This window comes from Aliterella sp. E5.1, assembly GCF_057473825.1.
On the sequence record NZ_JBYCCV010000365.1, the window covers coordinates 1 to 1541 of the forward strand.

The 1541-nt window shown below is 42.7% G+C and carries 1 pseudogene; it reads right to left on the bottom strand.

What is annotated here, in order from left to right:
* Window positions 1-982: 982 nt before the first annotated feature.
* Window positions 983-1416: pseudogene (locus AC2VE5_RS27310) on the bottom strand (IS1 family transposase); the annotation flags it as partial.
* Between the last annotated feature and the right edge of the window lie 125 nt (window positions 1417-1541).

The following is a 1541-nucleotide window of genomic DNA, read 5'->3' on the forward strand; positions in this document are numbered from 1 at the left end:
TCCCACAACTACAGCAGAAGTTAACTGATGCACTCCTTGCCATCACTCCTGAGACGATTGCTTCTCTCACTTCTTACAATTTCATCCTTGAAGCTTTATTTAGCGCAGCTTCATAAAGAATTGGTATTAGGTGCAAGATATGAGTTAAGCACGGTTATTAGCTCAATGGATGTTACTTCTTGGTTGGAGGTTTGGAAGCAAATCGTCCGTGAAGGACCCAAAGAGCAAATCTGCTACACCTATATAGAACGGTGAAGAAGTTGGGAGACTTCGCCCAAGTAAAAGATATCCGACCGCACCGCTTAAGGGCATGAGTTTAGTATGAGCATTACTCGTAAAGGCGTAGACCCAATATAGGGTAAGGAGTTGGTGGGCATCAAGAGCAATAGAGTCTACAGGCGCACTTGCCCAAGAAGCGCTAAACCAAGCGGCAGCTAAGGCTTATGAAGCTAGCGATTGGTGTTGATGAGGATTAGCAGTAACCTTGGTATTGGAGAGGTGGCAAGTCACCTTATCGATTTTAAAAGGTATGCAAATTGCTTGCAACACACTCGGTGCAGTGGAGTTTGTGGATATCTTCAATCTGAAATCGTAATTTAGCATCCAAAAGCCGATAAGCAGTTCGGTAGATTTTACTGAACCTGCTTACGTCTTCGAGCCATTAACTACTTGGCTCTGAGCGAATGGCACTCTCAACAAGCTGTCGTTCGCTGTCTCAAAAATTAATTTTATTTCTAAGGATGCCGTGCTACAAGTTACCCTCACCTGCTCATCAGATATTTAAGGCAAAATATGAGCTTATTTTCATAACAGCTTTATGAAATCTTTAAAATTATTTTCCCATTATTCTGAATAAGTAAATAATATAAAAAAAGCTTTACTTTCTGTTGATACCTCGTATTTAACTGTATATAGTTAATTAATAGACAACATATATACTTATGACGCTACACAAAATTCTGGTAGTGCTGAATAGTAATGGTTAAGAGCGCAAAGAGGCATTGTAATGATGCACAAAATACCAAATGGCACCAATGTGGTTACTCAACTTTTTGGAGAACGACAAGGTTTTACGAACCAAGCGTCCTACTCGCTGCCGCAAGGTGTTGTTGAATCGCGTGTGGGTAACTGGTTTTTCCGGTTTCTTTGCCAACAGCGCGATGACGCTTGCTTGGTAGCACTTGCTCATAAGCTTCCCAGAAATCGGTGTAGCAGACCGCGCACTGACGGTAAACCGACGGTAAGGATTGCCAAAGTCCCTTTGCGCCTTGCCGAGAACGCGCACCGACGAATACCCCAACAATTTCACGGCTATCGGCATCAATTGCTAACCAAATCCATTGTTTGTTCGCTTTAGAGCCAACAAAAGACCACATCTCCCGATCGTTGAATCGTCAACCGTCCCAGTTTTTTTCTATAGTAGCAAAGTTAGCTGGAAAGAGGTGTAAGCTAGGAAAAAGAAAATACTGAGGTTACTCAACATCAATGGCGCGAAACCAACCACAACCGCAAGCAGACCGAGAAGAAGTTCTGGAGTGTGT